Raw genomic sequence first — 23,950 nt, forward strand, 5'->3', positions numbered from 1 at the left:
GGCCTCTGATAGGAATGTGCACGGATCTGACGGGGCACCGATCGCTCGGCGCCGCCCGCATCCCCAGGACCACCGAACGCACGCAGCAAGAGCGGGGGGCTCATCAGTTGACCCAGGACGGCCAGTTCAGCACGGAGGCCGTGGACGCCGGCCCCTTCACGGCTGCGGAGCGGGTCTCCGCGACGCTCGGCACCCTCACCGACGCGCTCCTCGACGAGCGCACCTCGCGCCACCCGGCGGCCTCGCTGACCGCGCTGCGCGCGGCCCCGCACCCGTCCGCCGAGTCCTTGCTCGGCCTGCCGCTGGCGCCCAACGGCCCGGTCCACGCGGCGGTCGCGCGGCTCGGCACCGTGGTCACCGCCGGCACCGCCCGCCCGGGCAGCGGCGCCCGGGTGTCCGGCCTGGCCGCCACCGCCCTGCTCGCCCGGTACGGCGGCGAGCCGGTACGCGGCACGACCCCCGGGCAGGGCGCCCCCACGGCGGCGCTGTTCGAACTGCCGGTGACCGGCGAGATCGCCGACCCCAAGCTGCGGCCGCCCTTCACCGCCGCCCTGGCCGCGCTCGCCTCCGGGCAGCAGACCAGGCAGCCGGTCGAGCTGGCCACCGGCTCCGGCGCCGAGGTCCGCCTGGTGGTCCCGCCCGGCTTCCACGCGCTGACCTCCCCGGGCGGCCCGGCGGGCGTCTCGGCCCGGACGGTCCCCACCGGCCCGATCACCGGAAACGGTACGGATCCGGCCACCGGCGCGGCCGCCGCCGAGCTGACGGCGCATCTGGCCGAGGTCGCCGAGGAGCTGTTCAGCGGGACGGGCCCGGCACCGCGCCGCGACCTCGCGGTGATCGCCGCAGCCCTGGCCGACGTCATCACCGACGCGGGCGTGGTCTACGCGGGCGTGTCCGCACTGGAGGTGGACGGCCGGGCGGCCGACGCCACCCTGGTGGTCTCGCTCGCCCGGCACCCGCTGCCGGTCACCGGCCTCGCCACCGAACTGGCCACCCTGCGCCGGCACGCGGAGGTCTGGACGGTCCTGCTGCCGGCCGGCCCGGCCAACGTCCTGGTCGAGGGCCGCAGCGTCCCGGTGCCGGGCCCGCTGGCCGCCGACGGGCTGCGCCGCTGGGTGGTCACCTCCGTCGTGGAGGCCTTCGTGCCGCTGCCGGACGGCGTCTCGGTGCTCTGCGTCCAGCTGTCCACCGCGCAGCCGCAGGACTGGGAGCTGTACACCGACGTCTTCGCGGAGCTGCTGAAGAGCGTGCAGTTCGGCTGGGACGGCGTCGCCGGGAGGCTCCCGGAGCCGGCCTCCGTGCCGGTCGCGGTGCCCACGGCGGCACCCGCACCCGTCGCCGTTCCGGTTCCCGCCACCGCCACCGCCACCGCCACCGCCACCGCCACCGCCGCGCCCGTGCCGGTCGCGGTCGCGACGCCTCCGCACGGCGTCCTGGCCGAGGCCGACGCCCCGGCCGCCGTACCCGCACCCGCGCCGCCGGTCGCCGCACCGCCCGCCGACCCCGCACCACCCGTCGCCCCGGCCGTGCCGGTGCTCGCCTCGGTACCCGCCGCCCCCGTCGCCCCCGTCGCGGCCGAGCCGGAGCAGCCGGTGCGCAAGGGCACGCCGGTCCGCATCCCGCCGGCCGACTTCAACCCCTTCGCCCCGATCGCCGACACCCCGTCGGCCGCGCCCGCCGGGCCGGAGGAGGAGGACGAGGAGCGCCGCCCGAAGGGCACCCCGGTGATGGTCCCGCCGCCGGACTTCAACCCCTTCGCCCCGCAGCCCCCGACGCTCACCGACACCACCGCGCCGCAGGAGGACGAGGAGCGCCGGCCCAAGGGCACCCCGGTGACGGTCCCGCCGCCGGACTTCAACCCCTTCGCCCCGCAGGCCCTGCCGACCCTGACCGAGACCGCCGCCGCGGCCCCGGCCGCCACCGCCGTCCAGGCCGCCGACCCGTTCGGCACGGTGATGGCCGGTCAGTCGGTCGACCCGTTCGGCACCACCATCCCGCAGCAGCCCGCGGCCGTCCCGCCGCCGCCCAGCGCGCCGCCGGCCGTGCCCGCCCCGACCGTCCCGGTTCCGCGCGCCGCGGCCGAGCCGGACAACTCGGACGACCCGGACGACCCGGACCGCAAGCCCAAGGGCACCCCGGTGATGGTCCCGCCGCCGGACTTCAACCCCTTCGCCCCGCAGGCCCTGCCGACCCCGGCCGAGCCCGAGCCGGCCCCGACCGCCGCACCCGAGACCAGCCCGTTCGGCTAACGATCGCCCGAGGCCTCCAGCCCGTCACACCCCGGTGGCCGTCCCCCTCTCCGGAGGAGGGCGGCCGCCGGCGTCGTTCCCGGCACCGCCGCCCGACCGGCACCCGAGACCGTCCGGGGGTCCGGCCACCGTCCGCCCAGGTCAACTGCCCGGCCCCGCAAGTCCTGCCATGCCCACGACCGACAACTGGTACAGACCTATTGCCAGTTGACGGTCGGCTCCCTACTCTCGGGGAGCACAGGATCCTCCGCGGCACCCCGACGGCCCGAGGTCCCGCTCCGCGCCACCCCACGGCCGGAGCGCCCGCACGCTGCTCCACGCACCTGACACCTCCCCACAGGTAACGGGGCGACCCGGCATGCCCGGAGGCCCCAGGACAGGAGCCACACCCATGCGCAGACGTCGGATCAAGCTGCCGCTCCTGGCGGCCGGGACACTGCTCGTCCCGCTGCTCGCCGTCACCCTCCCCACCACCGCCGCCCACGCCGCAGGCTCCGCCACCGCGACCTTCACCAAGGGCAGCGACTGGGGCAGCGGCTACGAGGGCGGCTACACCATCACCAACGGCTCCAGCGCCCCGGTCAACGGCTGGACCCTGGAGTTCGACCTGCCCTCCGGCAACACGATCGCCTCGCTGTGGAACGCGGGCTACACCACCGCGGCCTCGCACGTCACGGTCAAGAACCCCGGCTGGGCCGCCACCCTGCCGCCCGGCGGCACGTACAACTTCGGTTTCAACATCGCCTACTCCGGTGCCTACAAGCCGCTGGCCAACTGCAAGTTGAACGGGCAGCCGTGCGACGGCACCGGCGGGGACCAGACCGCACCGAGCGTGCCGGGCGGCCTCCAGGCCGGCAACACCACCCAGACCACGGTCGACCTGTCCTGGACGGCGAGCACCGACAACGTCGCGGTCACCGGCTACGACGTGTACCAGGGCACCACCAAGGTGGCCACCACGGACGGCTCCGCCACCGGCGTCACCGTCCAGGGCCTGACCGCCGGCACCGCCTACCAGTTCACCGTCCAGGCGTTCGACGCCGCGGGCAACCGCTCGGCCGCCGCCGGCCCGGTCAGCGCCACCACCAAGCCCCCGGTCGACCCGGACAAGCAGGCCCCGAGCGTCCCCGGCACCCCGGTCGTCACCGGCTCGGACGCCAACAGCATCTCGCTCACGTGGGGGGCCAGCACCGACAACGTCGGCGTCACCGCCTACGACGTCTACAACGGCACCGCGCTCGCCGCGACCGTCACCAGCACGTCCGCCACGGTGGGCAACCTGGCGCCGGACACCTCGTACACCTTCACCGTCAAGGCCCGCGACGCGGCCGGCAACGCCTCCGCGGCCTCGAACCCGGTGACCGGCAAGACCCAGCCCGGCGGGAGCAACCCCGGCGCGCTGAAGATCGGCTACTTCACCCAGTGGAGCATCTACGCCCGCGGCTACAGCGTGAAGCAGCTCGACACCTCGGGCTCGGCCGGGCGGCTCACCACGCTCAACTACGCCTTCGCCAACATCCACCCGACCACCAAGCAGTGCTTCATCACCAACAAGGCGGCCGGGCCGGACAACGACCCGAACGCGGGCGACGGCGCCGGTGACGCCTGGGCCGACTTCGGCAAGGGCTGGGACGCGGGCAACTCGGTGGCCGGTACCACCGACACCTGGGACCAGAAGCTGGCCGGCAACTTCAACCAGCTGAAGCAGCTCAAGGCCAAGTACCCCAACCTCAAGATCCAGATCTCGCTGGGCGGTTGGTCGTACAGCAAGTGGTTCTCCGACGCGGCCGCGACCGACGCCTCCCGCAAGGCGCTGGTCAGCTCCTGCATCGACATGTACATCAAGGGCAACCTGCCGGTCATCGACGGCCGCGGCGGCGCGGGCAGCGCGGCCGGGATCTTCGACGGCATCGACCTCGACTGGGAGTGGCCGGCCTCCGGCGGGCACGACGGGAACATCTTCCGGCCCACCGACAAGGCCAACTACACCCTGCTGGCCCAGGAGTTCCGCCGCCAGCTGGACGCGCTCGGCACCACCGCCGGCAAGCACTACACGCTGAGCGCCTTCCTCCCGGCCGACCCGGCGAAGATCACCGCGGGCATCGACATCCCCGGCCTCTTCGGCGCCTTCGACTTCGCCACCATCCAGGGCTACGACTACCACGGCGGCTGGGAGATGAGCACCAACCAGCAGTCCGCCATCAAGCTCGCGGCCGGCGACCCGAGCACCCCGGACCGCCAGTTCAGCTCCGAGATCGCGATCGGCGCCTATGTCACCGGCGGCGCTCCGAAGAGCAAGCTGACCCTCGGCATCCCGTTCTACGGACGCGGTTGGACGGGCGTGGCGCGCGGCACCACCAACGGCCTGTTCCAGCCCGCCACCGGCCCCGGCCCGGGCACCTACGAGGCCGGGTTCGAGGACTACAAGAAGCTCAAGCAGATGGCCACCGGCGGCGGTTACACCATCTACCGGGATCCGGTGGCCGGCCACGCGTACATCTACAACGGGTCCGTCTTCTACACCTACGACGACCCGACCGAGATCGCCCGCAAGACCGCCTGGATCAAGTCCCAGGGGCTGGCCGGCGCGATGGTCTGGGCCTTCGACGGCGACACCGCCAACGGCGAGCTGATGGCCGCCGTGGACAACGGCCTGAAGTAGCCCTCCCCCTGAGTGTCCGGCCCGAAGCCGGGCCGGACCGTTCAGACCCGCCTGGCCCGTCGTGCGCTCACCGCGTGCGGCGGGCCAGGTGCACGACGTCCGGCACCCCGCGGACCACCGGGATCTCGTGCGTGACCACGTCCGCGAAGCCCGCCGCGCGCAGCGCCTCCTCGAAGGCCGGGGACGGCTGCGCGCTCCAGACCGCCAGCACCCCGCCCGGCAGCAGCCGGTGCCAGAGCGCGGCCAGGCCGTCCCTGCCGTACAGCCCCGCGTTGGCCTCGGTGACCGTCCAGTCCGGGCCGTTGTCGATGTCCAGGCAGAGCGCATGGTAGCGCTCGCCGTCCGCCGCCGCCAGGTACTCCAGCAGGTCGGCGTGGAGCACCGCCACCCGCTCGTCCGCCAGCGCGCCCGCCGAGAAGGCGCCCAACGGACCGCCGCGGTGCCACTCGATGATCGCGCCCTCGCGCTCGACGACCGCGATCCGGCCCCAGCGCGGCTCGGCCGCCGCGTAGGCCAGCGAGAAACCGACCCCGAGGCCGCCGATCAGCACCGCCGGCCGCTGCTCGGCGGGGTCGAGCGCATCCAGCGCGGCCTGGACCAGCAGCCGCTCCGAGCGCCCGTCGGCGGTGTCCATCAGGAAGCAGCCGTTGGCGATGATCTCGAAGTGGTCCCCGCGCCGCCGCAGCGCCACCTCCCCGTACGGGCCCTCCCGCCGGTCGAGCGTGACGACGGCGTCCAGGCCGTCCCGGTCGGGCAGTGTGGTGGCCATACGGTCATCCTCGGAGGGCTCGGGTACGGACTACCCGCCCGACAATAGCGGAGCCCGCACCCGCTCCGGTCACATTGTGAGCAGCACTCCCGCGTACGAGACGCCCGCGACCACCACCCAGGACCCGAGCCCCAGCAGGGCGATCCGCCCGCCGGTGCGCAGCAGGGTGGGCAGGTGGACGGCGCTGCCGAGGCCGAACAGCGCGGCCGCCAGCAGCAGCTCCTGGGCGTCGCCGGCCAGGGTGAGCGCCCCGTCCGGCAGCAGCCCGGTGGAGCGCAGCACGATCATCGCCAGGAATCCGGCCACGAACAGCGGGACGATCGGCGGGCGCTTGCCGTCCTTGGCCTGCTCCCCGGCGAGCCGCGCCCGCCGCCGCATCGCGACGGCCACCCCGGCGACCAGCGGCGCCAGCAGCACCACCCGCATCAGCTTGACCAGCACCGCCTCGCGCAGCGCCCCGGCCCCGCCGGTCTGCGCGGTGGCGACCACCTGTCCGACGTCGTGGACGCTGGCGCCGACCCAGCGCCCGAACTCGGCCTCGCCGAGCCCGAGCGGCTGCTGGAGCAGCGGCAGCACGGCGATGGCGAGTGTCCCGCAGAGGGTGACCAGGGCGACGGAGGCGGCGACGTCCTCCTCCTCGCTGCCGGCGGCCTGGCTGACCGCGCCGATCGCCGAGGCCCCGCAGATCGAGTACCCGGTGGCGACCAGCAGCGGCTGGTCGCCGGGCAGGCCGAGCCGGCGGCCGAGCCAGCAGGTGCCGGCGAAGGTCGCGGCGACGACGGCGAGCACCATGAGGACGGTGGCCCAGCCGAGGCCGAGCACGTCGTCCAGGCCGAGCTTGAGGCCGAGCAGCACGATGCCGATCCGCATCAGCCGCCGTCCGGCGGTGGAGAGGCCGGGCCGGGCGACGCCGCGGACCACCGGGCGCAGCCCGGGCAGGTGGGCGGCGGCGATGCCGAGCACCACGGCGGCGGTCAGCTTGGGCACGGCCGGGACGGCCTGGTGGACGGCGACCGCGGCGGCCACGCCGAGCGCGGCGAGCAGCAGGCCGGGGGCGTCCCCGCCGAGCGGGGGCAGCAGGCGGGTGCGGGTGCGCCGCTCCCGGATGGTCAGTGCCACGCCGCGCTCACCGCTGCTGGTCGGCGGGCAGCCGGTAGACCCGGCGGATGCTGGTGCCGAGCCGGGCGACGTCCGCGCCGTAGACGTGGATGGAGATGGCGGTGGAGCTGCAGGCGTTGCGCACCAGGTGGATGTCGCCGGGCGGGGCGAAGGCGGCGACGCTGCCGGCCGGGCCGACCACGTGCTCGGTCTCGACGAGGTGGGCGGTGCGCCCGTCGGAGACCAGCCGGTAGCGGGTCTCGCTCTCCTGGCCCTGGTGGACGCCGGCCACGCACCAGGAGACGTGGTCGTGGATCGGGGTCTGCTGGCCGGGCAGCCAGACCAGCGCGACGACGGAGAAGCCGCCGTCCTCCTCGGCGTGCAGGACGTGCTGGCGGTAGCGGTCCGGGTCGCCCTCGCGCTGCGCGGCGGTGAGCAGTCCGGGGTCGCCCAGGTGCGGGGCGAGGCGTTCGCCGACCAGGTAGGCGGTGAGTTCCGGAGGCAGGCCGCGGTCCACGACCGCGCGGATCTCCCCGACCAGGGCGGTCATACGCTCGGTGAGCCGGTCGCTGCCGACCGTGGCTGAGGGTGTCATGGCAGCAGGTTCGCCCCGGCGGACCTATCACGTCCAACGAGGGTTCTTTCGCCATCCTCTAAATTCAGCTTATGGGTTGCCGAGCCGCACCGACCCGGTCCCGACCGGCCCCGACCCGCGCCCCGGCCCACGGCCCCGATCCACGAACCCGGCCGACGCCTCCGCCAGGCGCCTGCGGCGTCAGCAGCCCACCCGCGCGGCCGCCGCCGACCGCAGGTGGTCCAGCACCAGCGCGGTGGCCGGGATCCGGCGGTGCTCGCGCAGCACGTAGGCGCTGACCTGGCGGCGCAGATGCGGTTCGACGGCCCGGCCGGTGACCTTGCGGTGGCACATGAAGGAGAGCACCAGCGCGGGCATCAGCGCTATCCCGACCCCGGCGGCGACCAGGCTCTGCACGGCGAGGTTGTCGTCGGTGGAGAAGACGATGTCGGGCGCGAAGCCCTCCTCCGCGCAGACGTGCAGCAGGTTGGCGCGGCAGCGCGGGCAGCCGGCGATCCACCGCTCGCCGTCCAGGTCGGCCAGCCGGACGGCGTGCCGCCGGCCCAGCGGGTGCCCGACCGGCAGCAGGACGGTGAGCAGGTCCTCCATCAGCGGGATCTCGTCCAGCCCGTCCGGCGGCTCGGCGGGCGCGCCGGGGTAGCGGAAGGCCAGCGCGATGTCGCACTCGCCGCGCAGCAGCCGCTGGAGGGAGTCCGGCGGTTCGGCCTCCAGCAGTTCGACCCGGACCCCGGGGTGCTCGGCGAGCAGCCGGGCCATCGCCTCGGGGATCAGGGTGGCGTTGGCGCTGGGGAAGGCGCAGACCCGGACCCGGCCGGCGCGCAGCCGGGCCAGTGAGGCGAGCTGCTGCTGGGCGGCGGAGAGGCTGCCGAGGATCACCTCGGCGTGCCGGGAGAGCGCCTCGCCGGCCTCGGTGAGCCGCAGTCCGCGCCCGGCCCGGGTGAACAGCGGTACGCCGACGGTCCGCTCCAGGGCCTTCATCTGCTGGGTGATGGCCGGCTGGGTGTAGCCGAGCTCGCGGGCGGCCGCCGAGTAGGAGCCGGCCCGGACGACCTCGTGGAAGGTCCTGATGTGCCGTGAGTCGAACACCGGCTCCATTGACCCTCCGACCATCCGTCCGCCGCCCCCGTTCGGCGTAATCATAAGCAGATTTTGGAGGTCTCGGAGATAACCCCGGCAGCACCTATGGTTTACCGGCGACCCGTCCGCCCCGTCACTGCCGGGGGGCCGGCGGCAGGCCCATCGACACCTCGGCGCTGGCCACCGGGGCCCCGCCGCGCATGCTCGGGCTGCGCCGGCTGCGGCGCTCGACCCACCGGGCCAGCCAGGAGAGCAGCAGACACATCCCGATGTAGATCGGGGTGATCACCATCACCACCGGGATGAACGGCAGGTCGTAGTCCAGGTTGGTGGCGATCAGCTTGCCGGCGTGCAGGAACTCCTCGTAGGTGATCAGGAACCCCAGCGAGGTGTCCTTGAGTGCCACCACCAGCTGGCTGATGATGGCCGGCAGCATCGCCCGGTTGGCCTGCGGCACGAGCACGTAGGCCATCACCTGCGTCTTGCGCATGCCGAGCGCGAACGCCGCCTCCTTCTGCCCCTTGGGCACCGCCAGCACGCCCGCCCGGAACACCTCGGCCAGCACCGAGCCGTTGTAGAGCACCAGCCCGGCCACCAGCGCCCAGAGCGGCTCCACCTTGAGCGCGACGAAGATGAAGAAGATCATCACCAGCAGCGGCATCGCCCGGAAGAACTCCACCACCAGGGTGGAGAGCCAGCGCACCACCCGGTGGTCGGAGAGCCGACCGGCCGCGAACAGCGCGCCGAACGGCAGCGCGAACAGCACCGTCCAGCCGAAGGCCTTCAGCGTGTTCCCGAGGCCGCGCAGCAGCAGCTCCTGGACGCCCTTGTACTCGAAGGCCGTCCACTTCTCCGCGGTGAACTGCTCGGTGTGGAACAGCATGTAGACGATCCACCCGACCAGCCCCAGGATGGCCACCAGCGCGATCGCGCCGTACAGCCGGTGCCGGGCGAGCGCCCTGGGCCCCGGGATGTCGTAGAGCGCCGAGGATTCCGCCGTCATCGCGACACCGCCAGTCGTCGTTCCATCAGGGAGAACACGGCACTGATGGCCAGCGTGATGATCAGATAGCCGACGGCGATCCAGACGAAGGTCCAGACGATGCCGTAGCCGAGCTCGTTGATGGTCCGATAGGAGCCGAGCAGCTCGGTCACGCTGAAGGAGCCCGCGATCGCGGTGTTCTTGGCCAGCGCGATCATGACGCTGCCGATCGGCGCCACCACCGACCGGTAGGCCTGCGGCAGCACCACCAGGCCCATCGTCTGGCCGAAGGTCATGCCCAGACTGCGGGCCGCCTCCCCCTGCCCGATGGGCACGGTGTTGACGCCCGACCGCATCGCCTCGCAGACGAACGCCGAGGTGTAGCAGCCGAGCGCGAGCACCGCGAAGGTGAAGAACGGCAGCGTGATGTCGAACCGCGGCAGGCCCAGCACCACGATGAAGAACAGCAGGGTCAGCGGAGTGTTGCGCAGCAGCGTCACCCAGGTGGTGCCGAACACCCGCAGCGGCCTCACCGGCGAGACCCGGAAGCTCGCCATCAGCACGCCGAGCACCAGCGACAGCGCGGCGCTCACCAGGAACAGCCAGAGCGTCCCGACGAAGCCGTGCCAGTAGGTCGACCAGTTGTCGGTCAGCGTCTTCACAGCGCGGCTCCTCTCAGTACCGGTCGATCGGCGGCGGGGTCGGCGCGGGCACCCCGGACAGACCGAGGGTGGCGTCGTACGCCCTGCGCCAGTCGCCGTTCTCCTCGTGGTGCGCGAGCGCGTCGTTCAGGGCGCCGCGCAGCACGGTGTCGTTCTTCGGGGTGCCGATCCCGTACGGCTCCTGGGAGAACAGCGGGCCGACCACCTTGAGCTCGTCCGGCACCTTGGCCGCGTAGCCCATCAGGATGGTGTTGTCGGTGGTGACGGCGTCCACCTGGGCGGTGATCAGGTTGTCCACGCAGGCCGAGTAGGTGTCGTAGGTGATCAGCCTGGCCTTCGGATACTGCTTCTCGATCCGCTGGGCCGGTGTGGAGCCCGCCGCCGAGCAGACCTTCTTCCCGTTGAGGTCCTCGGGCCCGTGGATGGTGTCGTCGTTCCTGCGCACCAGCAGCGACTGGCCCGCCAGGTAGTACGGCCCGGCGAAGCCGACCAGCTTCTTCCGGTTGTCGTTGATGGTGTACGTACCGACGTAGTAGTCCACCTGGCCGTTCTGCAGCGCGGTCTCCCGGTTGGCCGAGGCGATCGTCTTGAACTCGATCCGGTCGGGCGCGAACCCCAGGTCGGCGCCGACCATCTTGGCGATCTCGATGTCGAAGCCGGAGTACTCGCCGGTGGCCGGGTTCTTCTGCCCGAGGTAGGGCTGGTCCTCCTTGGCGCCGACCACCAGGTGGCCGCGGCTGCGCGCGGCGTCCAGGGTGGGCGAGCCGGTGATCTCCGCGCCGCTCCGCACCTGGTAGCTGGGCAGGGCGCTGGGCTGCGGCCCCTTGGGCGGCGGAGTGCCGTCCTTGCCGCAGCCGGCGAGGAGCAGCACCAGGACCGCGGCGGTCGTGATCCTCTTCACGGCGGCCTCAGTGCTTCAGGATCTTGGACAGGAAGTCCCGGGCGCGCTCGCTCTCGGGGGCGCCGAAGAACTCCTCGGGGGCGCGGTCCTCGACGATCCGCCCGTCGGCCATGAAGACCACCCGATTCGCCGAGGCACGGGCGAACCCCATCTCGTGGGTGACCACCACCATCGTCATGCCCTCGTGGGCGAGCTGGCGCATCACGTCCAGCACCTCGTTGATCATCTCGGGGTCGAGGGCCGAGGTCGGCTCGTCGAAGAGCAGCGCCTTCGGCTCCATCGCCAGCGCCCGCGCGATCGCCACGCGCTGCTGCTGGCCGCCGGAGAGCTGCGCCGGGTACTTGTCGGCCTGCGAGGAGAGCCCCACCCGGTCCAGCAGCGCCCGGGACTTGGCGTCCGCCTCCGCCCTGGACCGGCCGCGGACCTTGATCTGCGCCAGCGAGACGTTCTGCAGCACCGTCTTGTGCGCGAACAGGTTAAAGGACTGGAAGACCATCCCGACGTCCGCCCGCAGACCGGCCAGCCCCTTGCCCTCCTCGGGCAGCGGCCGGCCGTCGATCACGATGCTGCCGGCCTCGATCGGCTCCAGCCGGTTGATCGCCCGGCAGAGGGTGGACTTCCCGGAGCCGGAGGGCCCGATCACCACGACCACCTCGCCGCGCCCGATCGTCAGCTCGATGTCCTGCAGCACGTGGAGCTCGCCGAAGTGCTTGTTCACGCCGCGCAGCTCGATCAGCGGCGTGAAGGCGGACGTCCCGGCGCCGGACGGGACGGCAGGGGCGGTCACCTCCCGCTCCGGCCCTTCAGCAGCCAGCCCAGCGCGCCCCCGGCGACCAGGGTGGCCAGCAGCGCGATCCAGAGCGGCGCGGTCACCGTGAACACCCAGAACTGGATCTTCACCTTTTCGAGGTTGGCGAACAGGAACCACACTGCGAGGACGACGATGACGCCGATCCCGATGTACCGGGTGGGGATTCCCCCGATCTCGCTGCGCTTCGAACCGGACGATCCGTCTGAAATCTTGGTCACACGCGCAGTCTGCGGGCCTACCGACCGCTATGTCCGGTTACGCGCCCGGGAGTAACCCGCACGGGGCAACACGGCCCCGCACGGGTTTCCCGCGCGGGGCCGCCGCCCGCCCCACCGGTCTGGCCGCCCGCCTACCGTTCGTCCCGCCAGGAGCGCCACAGCGCCGCGTACGGGCCCCCGGCCGCCACCAGCTCGGGGTGGCTGCCGTACTCGCTGATCCGCCCGCCCTCGACCACGGCGATCACGTCCGCGTCGTGCGCGGTGTGCAGCCGGTGCGCGATGGCGATCACCGTCCGGCCCTCCAGCACCCGGGAGAGCGAACGCTCCAGGTGCCGGGCGGCCCTCGGGTCCAGCAGCGAGGTGGCCTCGTCCAGCACCAGGGTGTGCGGGTCGGCCAGCACCAGCCGGGCCAGCGCCAGCTGCTGCGCCTGCGGCGGGGTCAGCACGGCGCCGCCCGAGCCGACCTCGGTGTCCAGGCCCTCCGCCAGCGCGTCCACCCACTCGCCGGCGTCCACCGCGTCCAGCGCGCTGCGCAGCTCGGTGTCGTCCGCGTCCGGCGCGGCCAGCCGCAGGTTGTCCCGCAGGGTGCCGACGAATACGTGGTGCTCCTGGTTGACCAGCGCGACCTGGGCCCGGACCCGCTCGGCCGGCATCTGCGACAGCGCCGCCCCGCCCAGCGTCACGGTGCCCCGGCCGGGCGCGTAGATCCCGGCCAGCAGCCGGCCGAGGGTGGACTTGCCCGCCCCGGACGGCCCGACCAGCGCGACCCGGCTGCCGGGGGCGACGTCCAGGCTGATGCCGTGCAGGACGTCGGAGCCCTCCCGGTAGCCGAACCGGACGTCCTTGGCCTCGACCTGGCGCCCCTTCGGGTGCATGTCCTGGTCGCCCTCGTGCTCGGGCACCTCCCGTACCCCCACCAGCCGGGCCAGCGAGGCCTGGCCGACCTGCAGCTCGTCGTACCACCGCAGGATCAGGTCGACCGGGCCGGTGAGCGCCTGGGCGTACAGCACGCCGGTGGTCAGCTCGCCGACGGTGATCCAGCCCCGGAGGGTGAACAGCCCGCCGATCACCAGGGTGCCGAGCACCGCCAGGGTGTAGGCCGCGTCGATGGTCGGGAACCAGACCGAGCGCAGCCAGAGCGTGTAGCGCTCCCAGGCGAGCCACTCGCCGAGCTTGCGGTCGGTCAGCCGGATCCGGTCGTCGCCCAGGCGCAGCGTCTCGACCGTCCGCCCGGCGTCCACCGTCTCGGCCAGCACGGTGTTCACCGCGGCGTAGCCGGCCGACTCGTTCCGGTAGGACTGCGGGGCGCGCCGGAAGTACCAGCGGGAGCTGACCAGCAGCAGCGGCAGGCCGATCACCGAGGTGAGCGCGAGCAGCGGCGAGGTGACCACCAGGGCGCCCAGCACCAGCAGCAGCGAGACCACCGCGACGGCCAGCTCGGGCACGGCCTCGCGGACGGACTTGTCGAGCCGGTCGATGTCGGTGGTGCCCCGGGACACCAGGTCCCCGGTGCCGGCCCGCTCCAGCACCCCGGGCGGCAGGGCGACCGAGCGGACCAGGAAGTCCTCCCGCAGGTCGGCGAGCACCCGCTCGCCGAGGACGCTGCCGCGCAGCCGGGACCACCAGGTGAAGGCGGACTGCACCAGCAGCGCCAGCACGTACCAGCCGACGGCGACCGCGATGGTGCTCTCCGCGGTGTCCGTGGCCAGCGACTGGACCAGGGTGCCGAGCACCCAGGGCCCGACCAGCCCGGCCACGGTGGCCACCGAGTGCAGCGCCACCACCGCGGAGAACCCGGCCCGGTGGCGCCGGGCCAGCAGCCCCAGGTAGGACCGCACGGCGGCCGGGGAGCCGACCGGCAGGGTGGTGGTCGGCCCCTGCTCCCGGTGGACGGGGGGCTTCATGGCGTACTCCTCGACGGTGCGGGTCGGTGTGCGGTCCGGCGTTCCGTGCCGTGTGCGGGTCGGTGGGCGGTCCTGGGGTTCACACGCCCTCCCCGACCGGGGCCGGCTCCTCGTCGCGGGTGACCACGGCGCGGTAGCGGGGCTCGGTGCGCATCAGCTCCCGGTGGCCGCCGGTCGCGGCGACCCGGCCGTCCTGGACCAGGACCACCCGGTCGGCCTGGTCGAGCAGCAGCGGGCTGGTCGCGAAGACCACGGTGGTGCGCCCCTCGCGGCTCTTGCGCAGACCGGCCGCGATCCGGGACTCGGTGTGGGCGTCGACCGCGCTGGTCGGCTCGTCCAGGACGAGCACCGGCGGGTCGGCCAGCAGCGAGCGGGCCAGCGCCAGCCGTTGGCGCTGGCCGCCGGAGAGCGAGCGGCCGCGCTCGGTGATCCGCGCCCGCATGGCATCCCCGCCGCAGTCCGGCGAGCCGTCCACCAGGGCCTCCAGGACGTCCTCGGCACGGGCGGCGGCCAGCGCGTCGGCGGCCTCGACCCGGCCGGAGGCGGGGACGTCCAGCAGCTCCGCCAGGGTGCCGGAGAGCAGCACCGGCTCCTTGTCGTGGACCAGCACCGCGGCGCGGGCCTCGGCCAGCGGGACGGTGTCCAGCTCGATGCCGCCGAGCCGGGCGGAGGGCTGCGCCGACTCTCCCTCGGCCAGCGGGACGTGCCCGCCGAGCCGCTCGGCGAGCGCACCGGCGTAGTCCGGGTCGCCGCAGACCACGGCGGTCAGCCGGCCCGCGCGGGCGGTCAGCCCGCTGGCCGGGTCGTAGAGGTCTCCCTGCCCGGGCCGGTTCAGCTCCGCCTCGGCGGCGCCGTCGGTCCGGTTGAGCGACAGCACCCGCACGGCCCGCCCGGCCGAGACCCGGGCGACGCTCCAGGCGTGCGCAGCCTCGCCGAGGATGCGCAGCGGCGCGGCCAGGAACGCGGTGGAGCCGTAGACCGCGACCAGGGTGCCGATGCCGATCCGCCCGGTGGCCGTCAGATGGGCGCCGTACCAGGTGACACCGACCACGAACAGTCCGGGCAGCAGCACCTGCTGGGCCTGCATCAGCGACCAGAGCCGGGCCGAGCGGACGGCGGCGGCGCGGACCTTCTGGGAGGCGGCCCGGTAGCGGTCCAGGAACAGCTCCTCGCCGCCGATGCCGCGCAGCACCCGCAGCCCGGCCACGGTGTCGGCGGCCAGCTCGGTGGCCTTGCCGCCGAGCGCGCGCTGCTCGGAGTAGCGCCGCTCGAACGGTCCGAGCAGCGGCCAGACGGCGGCGGCGAGCACCGGGACGCCGAGCAGCACGGCGAGGCCGAGCACCGGCTGGGTCACCAGGACGGCGCAGCTGACGGCCAGCCAGACGAGCACCGCGGCGCGGACCCGGGCGACCAGCTCGACGTACCAGCCGATCTTCTCGACGTCCCCGCTGCCGACGGCGACGATCTCACCGGTGGCGATCCGGCGGGAGAGTCCGGCGCCGAGCCGGGAGGCCTGGCCGGCCACCAGCTGGCGCACGTGGGTGGCGGCGGTGATCCAGTTCCACACCGCCTGGCGGTGCAGCATCACGCTGCCGACCGCGGAGAGCACGGCGAGGACGAGGGCGGCGGCGCCGGCCCGCCAGATGCCGGCGCCGTCCCCGTCGACGGCGGCCTGGACGCCTCGGCCGAGCGGTACCGGCATGGCGGCCTGGCCGCCCATCTCCAGCAGCGCCCAGCAGGTGGAGAGCACCTGGCCGCGCCGTTGGCTGCGCTGCAGCCAGCGCAGGAAGGCGAGCGGTGAGGAGAGGTCCGGGCTGCCGGGATCGGCCAGCGGCAGGGTCTTGAGCGGCATGACGCTCCGTTGCGGGAGGGTGCGGGCGGGTGGCGCGTGCACGCGCCGGGCACGCGCGGGCCCGGGTCTCGGGCACGGCGGCGCGGCGTGGGGTGGTGTCGGGACGTCGGGTGGCGTCGGGGCGTCGCACCACGGGCATGGTGGCGCGGGCACGGTGGCGCGGGCGTGAGGGCGTGGCGCGGCAGGCGGCCGGTGTGGTCACAGCCGCTCTGGCGGGGTGTTGGTCAGGAGGTCATGGCAGCGAGCCTGCCAATCCCGATGTGACCTGCGCAACAGGTTTTACCGGCCCGCACGCCCCCCACACGCCCCCCGTGGCGCGGGATCCGCCCCCGACCAGCACGGCACCCCCGGAGCACGCTCCCCGCCGCCGGGGAGGAGATCCGGTCCACCCGCCCACCGGTACGGGCCCGCGGAGAATCCCGATCGGTCCGGGAACAAAATCCGGACCGCCACCGGTTGGCTACATGAGAACTCCCTTAAGAAGCACAGATCTGAACGATCAGGTCGGCGGTCGGGCAGCAGCCAGGCGCACGGCCGACCGACGACGAGCAGGCCGTCCGGACGAACAGACCGGACGAAGACACCGGACGAGCACACCGGACGAACAGAAGGGCACCCGTGAGCAGGATCCCCGGCACCACCCGGTTCGCCGCCCGGTCCGGCTCCGGCCTGCCGTCCGCCCCGGGCGCCCAGCGCCGCGCCCGCCACCGCCCTCAGCCGCCGCAGGCCCGCGTCCAGCCGCCCCTGGGCCGCGTCAACACCGAAGGCCGCCTTCCCGCTTACGGGTCGACGGCCTTCGGTATGTTGGCGAATCGTTTTGGCTGGGGCTCGAAAGGCGGAGCCTACAGCCGGCCTGCCTTGGCAATCAGCGCCAAGGCCTGCTCGTGTTCCTCCTCCTCCAGCGGAGAGAGCAGCAACCGCTGGACCTGGGCCACGCCCGCAGCCGAGCGGTGCAGCAGGTCCTGGCCCGCCGGAGAGAGCGACAGCAGGTTGCGCCGCCCGTCCGAGGGGTCGCGCCGGCGCTGCACCAGGCCACGGCGGACGAGACGGCTGACCATCTCGGCCATCGTCGCCTTGTCCAGCGAGGCGAGCTCGCCCACCGTGCGCTGATCGGCGCCCGGCTCCAGCTCGAGCGCGTCGAGCACCGCGTACTGCGGCGCCGTCAGCTCCGAACCGACGTGCTCCGACCAGAGCTTGGTGTGAACCTGCTGGCTCACCCTGATCAGGTAGCCGATCGCCCGCTGGGCGTCCAGCATCGGTCGCGCGTCGGTGAGAACGGCGACCGCGGCGGGCTCCAGCCTGGCTATCTTGGCCATCACGCGAACGATTTCCAGCTGCTCCTCGGCCGTGAGCGGCTCGAAGAGCGTGCGCTGCACGCGGACCACTCCGCCGGTGGCCTCGCGCACCGCCTGGGCGCCGTTCTGCGAAAGCGCGAGCAGCTTGCGCCGGCCGTCGGCCGGATCGCGCCTTCGCAGCACCAGGCCGCGGCGGACCAGCCGCGCGACCATCTCGGCCATCGTGGCCTTGTCCAGCGAGGCACGCTCGCCGACCGTCCGCTGGTCAGCACCCGGTTCCAGGGCGAGGACCAGCAGTACGGCGAACTGCGGAGCCGTGAGATCGGCTCCGACATGTTCGGACCACAGACGGGTGTGAACCTGCTGTGCAACGCGGATGAGGTGTCCGGGCGACTGCTGCAGTCGCGCAGACACGCGGGTCGTCGGGATCTCCCCCAGCACCATGTATCCGTCCCGATGTCACACCCGGTGTGTGTGGGACACCCGGGTGGGGCAGTAACGGCGAGTGGGCGTCCCGCTATGAGGGAGGGCGCTCCAGCCGTGCAGCCGGTGGCTGCTGGCGGACACTATACAAACGGCAGGCCCTCGCTGGCAGGCAGGGGCGGATAGTAGACGCAGGTTCGGCAACATTGGCATATTTACGCGCCGTGCCACACCGGCGGTAACCCGTTCGCAGGAGAAAGCCGACCGGTCGGTCCTTACCCACGGTCACCTGCGACTCTCTGCTCTGGCCGCGAACCCTACTCGCCGGTAGGGTATGGCACCCTCAGCCGTCCACCCTCCGAGAGAGACGAGAGCGAGCATGACCGAGCAGAGCACCGCCCAGAAGGTCGCGGTCGTCACCGGCGCCGCCCGCGGTATCGGCGCCGCCACCGCCCTGCGCCTCGCCGCCGACGGCTACGCCGTCGCCGTGGTCGACCTGGACGAGGCGGCCGGGCAGGGCACCGTCGAGCAGATCACCGCGGCCGGCGGCCGGGCCCTCGCGGTCGGCGCCGACGTCTCCGACGCCGGACAGGTCCAGGCTGCCGTGGACCGGATCGCGGCCGAACTCGGCGCCCCGGTCGTCCTGGTCAACAACGCGGGCGTACTGCGCGACAACCTGCTCTTCAAGATGTCCGAGTCCGACTGGGACACGGTCATGAACGTTCACCTGCGCGGCGCCTTCCTGATGACCCGCGCGGTCCAGAAGCACATGGTGGACGCCGGCTTCGGCCGAGTGGTCAACCTGTCGTCCTCCTCCGCCCAGGGCAACCGCGGCCAGGCCAACTACTCCGCCGCCAAGGCCGGTCTGCAGGGCTTCACCAAGACCCTCGCCATCGAGCTGGGCAAGTTCGGCATCACCGCCAACGCAGTCGCACCGGGGTTCATCGCCACCGACATGACGGCCGCCACCGCCGCCCGGGTCGGCATGGACTTCGAGGACTTCAAGCTCGCCGCCGCCTCGCAGATCCCGGTGCAGCGGGTCGGGGTGCCCGAGGACATCGCGAACACCATCTCGTTCCTGGCCGGCGAGGGCGCCGGCTTCGTGTCCGGCCAGGTCATCTACGTCGCCGGCGGCCCGCTCGACTGAGCCCCGCGCCCTACCCAGGGTTACCACGGAGTGGGAAGCCGGCCCGGCCGACTTCCCACTCCGTCCGCTTTCCCCACCCCACCGGATCGGCATTCGGGAACCACCGGAAAATTCGACCGCCGGATATCGGAAAACCACCCCTGACCAGCCGACTTCCGACCGCCATGGCATTTCCCCGGCGAATGGGAATTCCCCCCGGAACGGCGCCGCCCCCGCCACCACCACGCATCCGGCCGCGGCCCGCTCACCCCTCCCAGCTGCGCTGCACCACCCCGTCGCGCACGGCGAGGTTGAGCCGCCCCTCCCGGTAGTCCATGGTCATCGCCGCCCCGGGCGGCAGCACCCGCACCGAGGCCCAGCCGTGCCGACGGGCCAGCTCCTCGGCCCGCTCCACCCGAAGCCCCGCGTAGCCCTCAGCGTCGGCGTCCGTCATCGCCCCTCCAACTGGTCGCCCGGACGTACGCTGGAATCGTAGACCGCACCCCACGGGCGGGAGGTGGACACCCGTGCGCACCACCACTCCGAGGCGCTGGCGCAGCGGCACCGAGCCCGCCACCGCCCGCAGCGACCTGAAGCTGCGCTATCTGCTGTCGCTCACCTTCACGCCGCTGTTCGCGATCGCCACCGCGGCGTTCGCGATCTGGGCCGCCGCCGCCCCCGAGAACGGCGCCCCCAGCCGGGGCACCCTCACCGGTTTCGCGGTGGCCTGCGGCATTCTCACCCTGTTCGCCGTGGTCGATCTCGTGGTCGTCATCCGCCGCCGCCGGACCGAGCTCTGACGCGGCGTCTCCCACGGGGTGGGAAACCGGCCCCGCCGGCCTCCCACCCCGCCCGCACCGGACACGGCCTGAGGCACCCACCCGCACCACGGCGGGGCTCAGCGGTTGCCGACCGCCTGCTTGACCAGGGTCCGTCCGAAGTCCCACATCAGACCGCTCCCCCGGTGCGCGTCGTCCATGACGTCGACGAAGGCGTCCATGAACCGGTCCACGTCCCGCTCGGTGATGATCAGCGGGGGAATCAGTTTGATCACCTCCAGGTGGTCCCCGGACACCTGGGTGAGGATCCGGTGCCGCTGCAGCAGCGGCACCACCACCATCTGCGCGAACAGCCCCTTGCGGGCCGCCTGGAGCGCCGTCCAGCCGGTCCGCAGCTTCAGCGAGCGCGGCCGGCCGAACTCGATGCCGATCATCAGGCCGCTGCCGCGGACCTCGGCCAGCAGCTCGTACCCGTCGACCAGCGCGGCCAGCCGCTCCCGGAACAGGTCCCCGATCCGGCGGGCGTTCTCCACCACCTTCTCGTCCCGCAGCACCTCCAGGGTCGCCAGCCCCGCCGCCATCGCCTGGGCGTTGGCGCCGAAGCTGGCCGAGTGGACCAGCACCCGGTCCATCGAGGAGTACACCTTCTCGAAGATCCAGCCCTTGCCGAGGGTCGCCCCGACCGGCACGTAGCCGCCGGAGAGCGCCTTGGCCGCGCAGACCAGGTCGGGCAGCACGCCCTCCTCGTGCTGGTAGGCGAAGAACTCCCCGGTGCGCCCGATGCCGGTCTGCACCTCGTCGCAGATCAGCAGCGCCTTGTGGTCGTGCAGCAGCTCCTGCGCCGCGCGCAGCCAGCCGGGCGGGGCGGCCTGCACGCCCTTGCCCTGGATCGGCTCCACGATCAGCGCCGCGACATCGCCCTTCTTCAACTCCTTGGCCAGCGCGCCGAGATCGCCCAGCGGGATGGCGGTGTCCGGCAGCAGCGGGTCGAACCCCTTGCGGAACCCGCTCTCGCCGTTGACCGAGAGCGACCCGGTGGTCAGCCCGTGGAAGGCGTGGTCGGCGTAGAGGATCCGCCTGCGCCCCGTCGCGTACCGGGCGAACTTGAGCGCCGTCTCGACCGCCTCCGTCCCGCTGTTCCCGAAGAACACCCGGTCCAGTCCGGGCGCGTAGGAGAGCAGCCGCTCGGCCAGCAGGCCGGGCAGCGGGGAGCAGTCGAAGCGGACGAGGTCGGGCAGGTCGAGGTCCATCACCTGCTGGATCGCCGACCGCACCACCGGGTGGTGGCGGCCGAGTGCGAAGATGCCGAACCCGGCCAGCATGTCGAGGTACTCGTGCCCCTCGGCGTCGTAGAAGTACGGGCCCTCGGCGCGCTCGTAGTACCGGTCGAAGCCGATGGTGTGCAGCATCCGCGGCAGCTGCGGATTGAGGTAGCGGCTGTGCAACTCGTAACGCTCGGAGCCCCGTTCGGCGATCAGGGCGGCGAGGTCGAAGCGGGCTTCGGTGCTGTCGGGTTCAGCCGGCATGGCGCTGGTTCACTCCTCGGGTCGGCAGCAGGTGCTTGGCGAAGACCGCGGTCTGGGCGGCGACCCCCGTCCCGGTGAGGCCGGTCTCCTCCAGGATCTCTCCCCGGGAGCCGTGGCCCAGGAACTCCTGCGGAAGCCCGAGGACCCGCAGCGGGACGTCCACCCCGGCGTCGCGCAGCGCCTGGGCGATCGCCGCGCCGACCCCGCCGGTGCGGCCGTTGTCCTCCACGGTGACGACCAGCCGGTGCCCGGCGGCCAGCGCGGGCAGCGCCGCGTCCACCGGCTTGACCCAGCGCGGGTCGACCACGGTCGCGGTGAACCCCTCGGCGAGCAGCAGCGCGGCCGCGTCCAGGCAGGCGGCGGCGGTGGTGCCGACGGCGACCAGCAGGACCTCCGGCAGCTCCCCGGTGCGCAGCAGCACGTCCACCCCGCCGATCCGCTCGACGGCCGGGACGGCGGGCCCGATGTCCGCCTTGGGGAAGCGCACCACGGTGGGCGCGTCCGGCACGTCGACGGCCTCGCGCAGCTGGGCGCGGAGCTGGTCCGCGTCGCGCGGGGCGGCCAGCCGCAGGCCCGGGACGACCTGCAGGATCGACATGTCCCACATGCCGTTGTGCGAGGCGCCGTCCGGCCCGGTCACCCCGGAGCGGTCCAGCACGAAGGTGACGCCCAGGCGGTGCAGGGCGACGTCCATCAGGACCTGGTCGAAGGCCCGGTTCAGGAAGGTCGCGTAGACCGCGACCACCGGGTGCAGTCCGCCGGTGGCCAGCCCGGCCGCACTGGTCACGGCGTGCTGCTCGGCGATGCCGACGTCGAAGGTCCGCTCCGGGTAGGCCTTGGCGAACTTGGCGAGCCCGACCGGTTGGAGCATGGCGGCGGTGATCGCGACCACGTCCGGCCGGTCGGCGCCGAGCGCCACCATCTCCTCGCCGAACACCGAGGTCCAGGAGACCCCGCCGCTGGGCGAGATGGGCAGGCAGGTGTACGGGTCGATCGGGCCGACGGCGTGGAAGCGGTCCGCCTCGTCCTGCTCGGCCGGCCGGTAGCCGCGGCCCTTGACGGTCAGGCAGTGCACGATGACCGGGCCGCCGAAGCCGCGCGCCTGGCGCAGCGCCTGCTCGACGGCGGCGAGGTCGTGGCCGTCGATGGGGCCGAGGTACTTCAGCCCGAGGTCCTCGAACATGCCCTGCGGGGCGAAGGCGTCCTTGAAGCCCTTCTTGGCGCCGTGCAGTGCGTCGAAGATCGGCTGGCCGACCAGCGGGGTGCGCTGCAGGGCCCCCTTGCCGAGGGCGAGGAACCGCTCGTAGCCCTGGGTGGTGCGCAGCGTGGCGAGGTGGTTGGCGAGGCCGCCGACGGTCCTGGCGTAGGAGCGCTCGTTGTCGTTGACGACGATGACCAGGGGGCGTTCGCGGGCCTCGGCGATGTTGTTGAGGGCCTCCCAGGCGAGGCCGCCGGTGAGCGCGCCGTCGCCGATCACCGCGACGGTCTGCCGGTCGTGCTGGCCGAGCAGCTGGGCGGCCTTGGCGAGCCCGTCGGCGTAGGACAGCGCGGTCGAGGCGTGCGAGTTCTCGACCAGGTCGTGTTCGGACTCGGCGCGCGAGGGATAGCCGGAGAGGCCGCCTCTGACCCGCAGTTTCGAGAAGTCCTGGCGACCGGTGAGCAGTTTGTGGACGTAGCTCTGGTGGCCGGTGTCCCAGACGATGCGGTCATAGGGGGAGTCGAACACCCGGTGCAGTGCGATGGTCAGTTCGACCACGCCGAGGTTCGGGCCGAGGTGGCCGCCGGTCCTGGTGACGGCGTCGATCAGGAAGCCGCGGATCTCCTCGGCGAGGAGCGGGAGGTCGGCGGCCGGAATCTTCCGCAGGTCGGCCGGGGACTTGACGCTGGAGAGCAGTGACATGCGTTCACCTCACGACTCGGAGCAGTGCGATGGCCCCCCCTGTGGCGGGGTCGCCCGGCACGGGAGACGCCTCCCGTGCCGGGCGCGGTGCGGTCAGTGGCCGCGGTTGGAGCTGATCGTCTCGGTGACGGCGCGCAGCGACTCCTTGAGCGAGCCCATGGTGGCGAGGACGGCGGTCGGCTCGTAGCCGCAGTGCGCCATGCAGTTGGCGCAGCGCGGGTCCTTGCCGCGGCCGTACTTGTCCCAGTCGGTCTTCTCGATCAGTTCGCGGTAGGTGGGGACGTAGCCGTCGGACATCAGGTAGCAGGGGCGCTGCCAGCCGAACAGCGAGTAGTTGGGGATGCCCCAGGCGGTGCACTCGAAGTCGACCTTGCCCTCCAGGAAGTCCAGGAAGAGCGGGCTGTGGTTGAGCCGCCAGCGCCGCCGGTTGCCGCCGGCGAAGGTCTTGCGGAACAGCTCCCTGGTCTGTTCGACGCCGAGGAAGTGCTCCTGGTCGGGGGCCTTCTCGTAGGCGAACGCCGGGGAGATCATCATCTCCTCGACCTTCAGGTCGTCGTTGAGGTAGTCCAGCACGTCGATGATGGTCTGCGGGGTGTCGGTGTTGAAGAAGGTGCTGTTGGTGGTGACCCGGAAGCCCCGCCGCTGGGCCTCCTTGATCGCCGCCACCGCCTCGTCGAAGGTGCCCTCCTTGGCGACCGACTCGTCGTGCCGTTCGCGCAGCCCGTCGATGTGCACGGTGAAGGTGAAGTACGGCGAGGGCTTGAACTTGTCCAGCTTCTTGCGCAGCAGCAGCGCGTTGGTGCAGAGGAAGACGTACTTGCGGCGCTCGACCAGCTGCCGCACGATCTCGTCGATCTGCGGGTGCATCAGCGGTTCGCCGCCCGCGATCGAGACCATCGGGGCGCCCGACTCCAGTACCGCGCCGACCGCCTGTGCCACCGGCATCCGCTGCTTCAGCACCCCGGCCGGGTGCTGGATCTTGCCGCACCCCTCGCAGGCGAGGTTGCAGGCGAACAGCGGTTCCAGCTCGACGATCAGCGGGAACTTGTCCCGCCGCTTGAGCTTCTGCTGCATGAGGTAGGTGCCGACCCGCACGGTTTGGCGCAACGGCATGGCCATGG

At 72.9% G+C, this 23,950-nt stretch carries 20 protein-coding genes; 4 read left to right on the forward strand and 16 right to left on the reverse strand.

Annotated features, from left to right (window positions below):
* The first annotated feature begins 107 nt into the window (after positions 1-107).
* Complete coding sequence (locus ACIGZJ_RS03840) at positions 108-2,249, forward strand: hypothetical protein (RefSeq protein WP_396455781.1); 2,142 nt, start codon at positions 108-110, stop codon at positions 2,247-2,249.
* Positions 2,250-2,640: 391 nt separating this feature from the next.
* Complete coding sequence (locus ACIGZJ_RS03845; protein ID WP_396455782.1) at positions 2,641-4,911, forward strand: glycosyl hydrolase family 18 protein; 2,271 nt, start codon at positions 2,641-2,643, stop codon at positions 4,909-4,911.
* A 67-nt stretch (positions 4,912-4,978) separates the two neighbouring features.
* Here the strand turns inward: ACIGZJ_RS03845 and ACIGZJ_RS03850 are convergent, their stop codons facing one another.
* The 12 genes from ACIGZJ_RS03850 to ACIGZJ_RS03905 form a co-directional block, all read right to left on the reverse strand.
* Positions 4,979-5,680, reverse strand: a complete 702-nt coding sequence (locus ACIGZJ_RS03850; RefSeq protein ID WP_396455783.1) for a spermidine synthase — start codon at positions 5,678-5,680, stop codon at positions 4,979-4,981.
* A gap of 69 nt (positions 5,681-5,749) precedes the next feature.
* Positions 5,750-6,793 carry a YeiH family protein gene (locus ACIGZJ_RS03855; RefSeq protein ID WP_396456220.1) on the reverse strand — a complete coding sequence of 348 codons (1,044 nt, stop codon included), beginning with the start codon at positions 6,791-6,793 and terminating at the stop codon, positions 5,750-5,752.
* Between the two features lie 13 nt (positions 6,794-6,806).
* Positions 6,807-7,373: a cysteine dioxygenase gene (locus ACIGZJ_RS03860; protein WP_392931109.1), complete on the reverse strand. Its 567-nt coding sequence runs from the start codon at positions 7,371-7,373 to the stop codon at positions 6,807-6,809.
* 180 nt (positions 7,374-7,553) lie between these two features.
* Complete coding sequence (locus ACIGZJ_RS03865; RefSeq protein ID WP_396455784.1) at positions 7,554-8,459, reverse strand: LysR family transcriptional regulator; 906 nt, start codon at positions 8,457-8,459, stop codon at positions 7,554-7,556.
* Between the two features lie 124 nt (positions 8,460-8,583).
* Positions 8,584-9,453 (reverse strand): amino acid ABC transporter permease, encoded by an 870-nt coding sequence (locus tag ACIGZJ_RS03870; RefSeq protein WP_396455785.1) that lies wholly within the window; start codon positions 9,451-9,453, stop codon positions 8,584-8,586.
* A complete protein-coding gene (locus ACIGZJ_RS03875) occupies positions 9,450-10,094 on the reverse strand; it encodes an amino acid ABC transporter permease (protein ID WP_396455786.1) in 645 nt (214 codons plus the stop codon). Before ACIGZJ_RS03875 ends, ACIGZJ_RS03870 begins: the two co-directional genes overlap by 4 nt.
* Before the next feature lie 13 nt (positions 10,095-10,107).
* On the reverse strand, positions 10,108-10,995 hold the full coding sequence (locus ACIGZJ_RS03880; protein ID WP_396455787.1) for a glutamate ABC transporter substrate-binding protein: 888 nt from the start codon (positions 10,993-10,995) through the stop codon (positions 10,108-10,110).
* 7 nt (positions 10,996-11,002) lie between these two features.
* On the reverse strand, positions 11,003-11,731 hold the full coding sequence (locus tag ACIGZJ_RS03885) for an amino acid ABC transporter ATP-binding protein (RefSeq protein WP_396456221.1): 729 nt from the start codon (positions 11,729-11,731) through the stop codon (positions 11,003-11,005).
* A 47-nt stretch (positions 11,732-11,778) separates the two neighbouring features.
* Entirely contained in the window at positions 11,779-12,024 is a 246-nt protein-coding gene (locus ACIGZJ_RS03890) for a LapA family protein (RefSeq protein WP_392931118.1), read from the reverse strand.
* Positions 12,025-12,155: 131 nt separating this feature from the next.
* Positions 12,156-13,928, reverse strand: coding sequence for an ABC transporter ATP-binding protein (locus ACIGZJ_RS03895; RefSeq protein WP_396455788.1), 1,773 nt, complete (start codon positions 13,926-13,928; stop codon positions 12,156-12,158).
* Positions 13,929-14,007: 79 nt separating this feature from the next.
* On the reverse strand, positions 14,008-15,780 hold the full coding sequence (locus ACIGZJ_RS03900) for an ABC transporter transmembrane domain-containing protein (protein ID WP_396455789.1): 1,773 nt from the start codon (positions 15,778-15,780) through the stop codon (positions 14,008-14,010).
* Between the two features lie 842 nt (positions 15,781-16,622).
* Positions 16,623-17,519, reverse strand: a complete 897-nt coding sequence (locus tag ACIGZJ_RS03905) for a MarR family winged helix-turn-helix transcriptional regulator (protein ID WP_392931124.1) — start codon at positions 17,517-17,519, stop codon at positions 16,623-16,625.
* A 358-nt stretch (positions 17,520-17,877) separates the two neighbouring features.
* Here ACIGZJ_RS03905 and fabG point away from each other — a divergent pair, with 358 nt between their 5' ends.
* Complete coding sequence (fabG, locus tag ACIGZJ_RS03910) at positions 17,878-18,645, forward strand: 3-oxoacyl-ACP reductase FabG (RefSeq protein ID WP_396455790.1); 768 nt, start codon at positions 17,878-17,880, stop codon at positions 18,643-18,645.
* A 244-nt stretch (positions 18,646-18,889) separates the two neighbouring features.
* Here the strand turns inward: fabG and ACIGZJ_RS03915 are convergent, their stop codons facing one another.
* Positions 18,890-19,078: an I78 family peptidase inhibitor gene (locus ACIGZJ_RS03915; RefSeq protein WP_387946169.1), complete on the reverse strand. Its 189-nt coding sequence runs from the start codon at positions 19,076-19,078 to the stop codon at positions 18,890-18,892.
* 73 nt (positions 19,079-19,151) lie between these two features.
* Between ACIGZJ_RS03915 and ACIGZJ_RS03920 the strand changes: the two genes are divergently transcribed.
* Positions 19,152-19,424: a DUF6343 family protein gene (locus ACIGZJ_RS03920; protein ID WP_396455791.1), complete on the forward strand. Its 273-nt coding sequence runs from the start codon at positions 19,152-19,154 to the stop codon at positions 19,422-19,424.
* A 98-nt stretch (positions 19,425-19,522) separates the two neighbouring features.
* Here ACIGZJ_RS03920 and ACIGZJ_RS03925 read toward each other — a convergent pair whose 3' ends face one another.
* The 3 genes from ACIGZJ_RS03925 to hpnH form a co-directional block, all read right to left on the reverse strand.
* Positions 19,523-20,929 (reverse strand): aspartate aminotransferase family protein, encoded by a 1,407-nt coding sequence (locus tag ACIGZJ_RS03925; protein WP_396455792.1) that lies wholly within the window; start codon positions 20,927-20,929, stop codon positions 19,523-19,525.
* A complete protein-coding gene (dxs, locus tag ACIGZJ_RS03930; RefSeq protein ID WP_396455793.1) occupies positions 20,919-22,829 on the reverse strand; it encodes a 1-deoxy-D-xylulose-5-phosphate synthase in 1,911 nt (636 codons plus the stop codon). The genes ACIGZJ_RS03925 and dxs overlap by 11 nt, the downstream gene beginning before the upstream one ends.
* A 93-nt stretch (positions 22,830-22,922) precedes the next feature.
* Positions 22,923-23,948, reverse strand: a complete 1,026-nt coding sequence (hpnH, locus tag ACIGZJ_RS03935; RefSeq protein WP_396455794.1) for an adenosyl-hopene transferase HpnH — start codon at positions 23,946-23,948, stop codon at positions 22,923-22,925.
* Positions 23,949-23,950 lie beyond the last annotated feature (2 nt).

This window comes from Kitasatospora sp. NPDC052868 (assembly GCF_044547105.1).
In the GTDB taxonomy this organism is placed as follows: Bacteria; Actinomycetota; Actinomycetes; order Streptomycetales; family Streptomycetaceae; genus Kitasatospora.

Bases quoted from the DNA above. Each gene is read 5' to 3' on its own strand.
- ACIGZJ_RS03870 (WP_396455785.1), bottom strand. From the start codon at position 9,453: ATGACGGCGGAATCCTCGGCGCTCTACGACATCCCGGGGCCCAGGGCG.
- ACIGZJ_RS03860 (WP_392931109.1), bottom strand. From the start codon at position 7,373: ATGACACCCTCAGCCACGGTCGGCAGCGACCGGCTCACCGAGCGTATG.
- ACIGZJ_RS03905 (WP_392931124.1), bottom strand. From the start codon at position 17,519: ATGGTGCTGGGGGAGATCCCGACGACCCGCGTGTCTGCGCGACTGCAG.
- hpnH (WP_396455794.1), bottom strand. From the start codon at position 23,948: ATGGCCATGCCGTTGCGCCAAACCGTGCGGGTCGGCACCTACCTCATG.
- dxs (WP_396455793.1), bottom strand. From the start codon at position 22,829: ATGTCACTGCTCTCCAGCGTCAAGTCCCCGGCCGACCTGCGGAAGATT.
- ACIGZJ_RS03900 (WP_396455789.1), bottom strand. From the start codon at position 15,780: ATGCCGCTCAAGACCCTGCCGCTGGCCGATCCCGGCAGCCCGGACCTC.
- ACIGZJ_RS03925 (WP_396455792.1), bottom strand. From the start codon at position 20,929: ATGCCGGCTGAACCCGACAGCACCGAAGCCCGCTTCGACCTCGCCGCC.
- ACIGZJ_RS03845 (WP_396455782.1), top strand. From the start codon at position 2,641: ATGCGCAGACGTCGGATCAAGCTGCCGCTCCTGGCGGCCGGGACACTG.
- ACIGZJ_RS03915 (WP_387946169.1), bottom strand. From the start codon at position 19,078: ATGACGGACGCCGACGCTGAGGGCTACGCGGGGCTTCGGGTGGAGCGG.
- ACIGZJ_RS03850 (WP_396455783.1), bottom strand. From the start codon at position 5,680: ATGGCCACCACACTGCCCGACCGGGACGGCCTGGACGCCGTCGTCACG.
- fabG (WP_396455790.1), top strand. From the start codon at position 17,878: ATGACCGAGCAGAGCACCGCCCAGAAGGTCGCGGTCGTCACCGGCGCC.
- ACIGZJ_RS03895 (WP_396455788.1), bottom strand. From the start codon at position 13,928: ATGAAGCCCCCCGTCCACCGGGAGCAGGGGCCGACCACCACCCTGCCG.